The following is a 3,797-nucleotide window of genomic DNA, read 5'->3' as shown; positions in this document are numbered from 1 at the left end:
GCTACGACAAGCGGGCCTACGTCTTCCATGGCACGGTCACCGTCGCAGCGATCCGCCTCTGGCTCCGACCATGATCCGCCGGACAGAACCTAGTCCACGTCCTGCTGCTGCACCGACACCTGCAGCACCGCGACGTCGTCGCCGGCATCCAGGCCGCCCTCGCAGCCGGGGCCGGCACCGCGGACGTCGTCGCGCTGGAAGCGCGCAAGGCCGCCGAGACCGAGGGCCGGTCCCCGACGGTCACGGTCACCGTCCCGCTGCCCGAACCGGTCGCCCCACCCGACCTGCCACTGCCGAGCCTGACCGAACGAAGAACCGCACGCCTGCCACCCGACCAGCGTCCCCTTCCAGCGCTTGAGCGCTGGGACCAGCTCCTGCACCACCGACCCGGAAGGGACCCGCGATGACCGGCCCGCACCACACCCTGACCGAGCCCGCCTCCGACGCCGCCATCGACACCGCCTGCCGGGTCCTGCGGCTGCCGACCATGCGGGCCCAGTTCGCCGACACCGTCAACCGGGCCGAGCGCGAGCACCTGTCCTACCGCGGCTTCCTCGCCGAACTGCTGATGGCCGAGTGCGAGGACCGCGACCGACGCCGCTCCCAGCGGCGCATCCGCGCGGTCGGCTTCCCGCGGTCGAAGTGGCTCTCCGACTTCGACTACACGGCCAACCCCAACGTCACACCCGCCCTGGTCAACAACCTCGCCACCTGCGAGTGGGTCAAGAAGGGAGAGCCGCTCTGCCTGATCGGCGACTCCGGCACCGGCAAGACCCACCTGCTGATCGGACTCGGCTCTGCCGCCGCGATGGCCGGCTTCCGGGTCCGCTACGCGCTCGCCGCCCGCCTGGTCAACGAGCTCGTCGAAGCAGCCGACGAGAAGCAGTTGACCAAGACCATCGCCCGCTACGGCCGCGTCGACCTCCTCTGCATCGATGAGCTTGGCTACCTCGAACTGGACCGCCGCGGCGCCGAGATGCTGTTCCAGGTTCTGACGGAGAGGGAGGAGAAGAACAGTGTCGCGATCGCCTCGAACGAGTCCTTCGGAGGCTGGACCAAGACCTTCACCGACCCCCGCCTCTGCGCGGCCATCGTCGACCGCCTGACCTTCAACGGCACCATCATCGAGACCGGCACCGAGTCCTACCGACTCGCCCACACCAAAGCCAGGCAGCAGCGGGGCCAGCGATAATCTCCCAGGCATCGACACACTCCATGGCAGGCTGGGGGCATGGCGACCCTCGACGATCAAGAACTGAGCACCGCGATCCAGGATGCGGACTCGCCGGCCTGGTCTGTCCGCGGGGCGGCTGGGCGGCGGCTCGCGGGTTCGGACAAGATCGAGGGAGTGGCGGACGTCATCCACCGACTTCTCCTGGACGCCCAGGACACCTGGGTCATCCAGGAAACGGCCGAGGCATTGCTCGAACGCAAAGACACCATCGGCCTGCGCTATGTCCTGCTGGCCTACAGCCGGGCAGGCAACTACGACGCGGTGGACCATCTCGGTGCTGCCCTGGACTGCAACCCCGACTGGATGACGACCGAAGGCGCGGACCGGCTGATCAAGCAGTACCGAGAGCTGGCAACGGACCCCGACGCCGGGGTCCGCAGCGAAGCCCAACAGATCCTGGCGAATCTGCGACCTCGCGAGGAATGGGCGCGCGGCTCAGAGGCCGACTCCTGATTCTCGGTTGATCAGGGTCGGCTGGGGCCACGCCAAACCGGAACCCGGGGCCGCCTCAAGCCGGAACGCCGGCTCTCTGCACGACCACATGGGGCCACCTGGAACCGGAAAAGTGGGGCCAGTTCAGACCGTCAATGCCATCCATCCGCCCGAGTCCTCCGGCTTCGAGCGTTGCGTCGGGCTCGCCTGGTGCTCGGGATGTCGGATCTACTCGGGCGACATGGTCCACGTTCCTCGCAAGCGGGTCCTGATCGACGCCCTCGCCTCGCTACCCGCCGATGACCGTGATCAGTTGCTCCGGAAGGAGGCCGCGCTGATCGACTACCTCGACAGCCGAGGCCTCGGTCAGCACTGACCCCGGCCCCCGCCCTCGGCCGTCGGGCTCGACGCCATCGCCGTCCAACCTTGATGTGGCCCCCACAATCAGCAGCCACATGCCGCGTAAAGGACGCGCTTGCGTAGGGGGTCGAAGTTGGCTCGGCCGAACATCTACCGCTTCAGCATTTTGATCTTGCTGCTGGCTTGCGGCGGGACAGGCCTGGTTGGGGAACACCTCCCGCAGCCGACGCACGTAGACGCGCACGATCTGCTCCCGCCCCGGGTAACCTCGCCGGACGTGCTCCTCCCCAAGCCCGCAGGGGTCAACCGGTCAGGAACGGGTGGGTCATCGCCCGCTCGGGTGTCGGCACGGACGCTGCCGAGGAGCCGTCGGATCGCGGTGAACCGTCGGCTCTACGACCCGTTCGGCAACCTGACGGTTGGTGTCCGCGGGCCTCCAGTCTGCTCGACGAGATCACCGCACTCGGCTACGAGGGCGCCTGCCCGACGGTCGCAGTCGCCGCGCTGCCGGACGTCCCGGTAGCCGCCCGTCCCGTCATCGGCCTTGTGCCCGGCGTCCCGTCACGTCGGACAGGTCAACGGCGACCCAGACACCCCTGCCGTACATCCCCCAGCGTTTGGCGAGCTTGGTGACCAGGGTGAGGCCGCGGCCGGTCTCGCCGAGCTGCTCGGCCGGTTCCAGTGAGGGCAGGTTGTGGTTGTCGTCGCTGACCTCGACCAGCAGTTCCTCTCCTTGGGTCAGCTGGAGCTGCACCCGGTCCCGGGCGACCCGGACGGCGTTCGTGACCAGTTCGCTGACCAGCAGCTCGGTGGTGTCGCTGAGCGCCTCCAGGTGCCAGGCGGCCAGCTGCTCGCGGACCAGGGAACGGGCCCGGCGGACCTCGCGCTGGTCCACGGTGAGGTCCCAGGTGGCCACCTCGGACGGGGCGACCCCGTCGAAACGGGCCACCAGCAGGGCGACGTCGTCCTTGCGGTCGTCCGAGTGCAGCCGGCGCAGCACCTCGTCGCAGGCCTGCTCGGGGCTCTGCTGCGGGTCGATCAGGTTGCCGCACAGCGCGGCCAGGCCCGCCCCTATGTCCCCGCCCCGGACCTCGACCAGTCCGTCGGTGCACAGCACCAGCATCGAGCCGTCCGAGACGTCGATGGTCTTGGCGACGAACGGCACCCCGCCGACGCCGATCGGCGCGCCGGCCGGGATCTCCAGCAGCTCCCCGCTGCCGTCCGGGTGCACCAGGACGGGCGGGACGTGGCCGGCGCTGGCCAGCTCGCAGGTCCGGTTGATCGGGTCGTAGACCGCGTACAGGCAGGTGGCGAGGTGGTCGTCGCCGAGCTTCTGGGCCAGGTTGTCCAGGTGCCGCAGCAGCTGGCCGGGCGGCAGGTCCAGGGCGGCGAGGGTCTGCATCGCGGTGCGGAAGCGGCCCATCGCGGCGGCCGAGTGGATGCCGTGGCCCATCACGTCGCCGACCACCAGGGCGACCCGGCTGCCGGGCAGCTGGATCGCGTCGAACCAGTCGCCGCCGACCTCGGCCTTCGGATCGCCGGGCAGGTAGCGGTGGGCGATCTGCACCCCGGGGATCTGCGGCGGGCGGGTCGGGATCATCGAGCGCTGGAGGGTGGTGGCGACCCTGGCCTCGGCGCGGTGCAGCCGGGCGTTGTCCAGCGACAGCGCGGCCCGCACCGCCAGCTCCTTGAGGGTGGCGGCGTCGCTCTCGTCGAAGGGGGCGCGGTCCGGCAGCCGGAGCAGCTTGAGGATGCCCAGCACGGTGCCCCG

General features: G+C 70.0%; 5 protein-coding genes. 3 read left to right on the top strand and 2 right to left on the bottom strand.

Features of this window, described 5'->3' with window-relative positions:
* Positions 1-89: 89 nt before the first annotated feature.
* Entirely contained in the window at positions 90-383 is a 294-nt protein-coding gene (locus ACFWXO_RS45050; protein ID WP_380532990.1) for a hypothetical protein, read from the bottom strand.
* Between the two features lie 20 nt (positions 384-403).
* Here ACFWXO_RS45050 and istB point away from each other — a divergent pair, with 20 nt between their 5' ends.
* The 3 genes from istB (at position 404) to ACFWXO_RS45035 (ending at position 2,042) form a co-directional block, all read left to right on the top strand.
* Entirely contained in the window at positions 404-1,192 is a 789-nt protein-coding gene (gene istB / locus ACFWXO_RS45045) for an IS21-like element helper ATPase IstB (RefSeq protein WP_380532988.1), read from the top strand.
* A gap of 39 nt (positions 1,193-1,231) precedes the next feature.
* Positions 1,232-1,687: a hypothetical protein gene (locus tag ACFWXO_RS45040; RefSeq protein ID WP_380532985.1), complete on the top strand. Its 456-nt coding sequence runs from the start codon at positions 1,232-1,234 to the stop codon at positions 1,685-1,687.
* A gap of 220 nt (positions 1,688-1,907) precedes the next feature.
* Positions 1,908-2,042 carry a hypothetical protein gene (locus ACFWXO_RS45035; RefSeq protein ID WP_380532982.1) on the top strand — a complete coding sequence of 45 codons (135 nt, stop codon included), beginning with the start codon at positions 1,908-1,910 and terminating at the stop codon, positions 2,040-2,042.
* A 519-nt stretch (positions 2,043-2,561) separates the two neighbouring features.
* Here the strand turns inward: ACFWXO_RS45035 and ACFWXO_RS45030 are convergent.
* Positions 2,562-3,797 (bottom strand): SpoIIE family protein phosphatase (locus ACFWXO_RS45030; RefSeq protein ID WP_380532979.1); only part of this gene is annotated, 1,236 nt, incomplete at its 5' end.

The sequence above is a fragment of the Kitasatospora sp. NPDC059088 genome (assembly GCF_042738155.1).
In the GTDB taxonomy this organism is placed as follows: domain Bacteria; phylum Actinomycetota; class Actinomycetes; order Streptomycetales; family Streptomycetaceae; genus Kitasatospora.
This window is presented reverse-complemented; position numbering and strand designations above follow the sequence as displayed.

What these genes read in the sequence shown, in the direction of transcription:
- istB (WP_380532988.1), top strand. Translation starts at nt 404, where the DNA reads ATGACCGGCCCGCACCACACCCTGACCGAGCCCGCCTCCGACGCCGCC.
- ACFWXO_RS45040 (WP_380532985.1), top strand. Translation starts at nt 1,232, where the DNA reads ATGGCGACCCTCGACGATCAAGAACTGAGCACCGCGATCCAGGATGCG.
- ACFWXO_RS45035 (WP_380532982.1), top strand. Translation starts at nt 1,908, where the DNA reads ATGGTCCACGTTCCTCGCAAGCGGGTCCTGATCGACGCCCTCGCCTCG.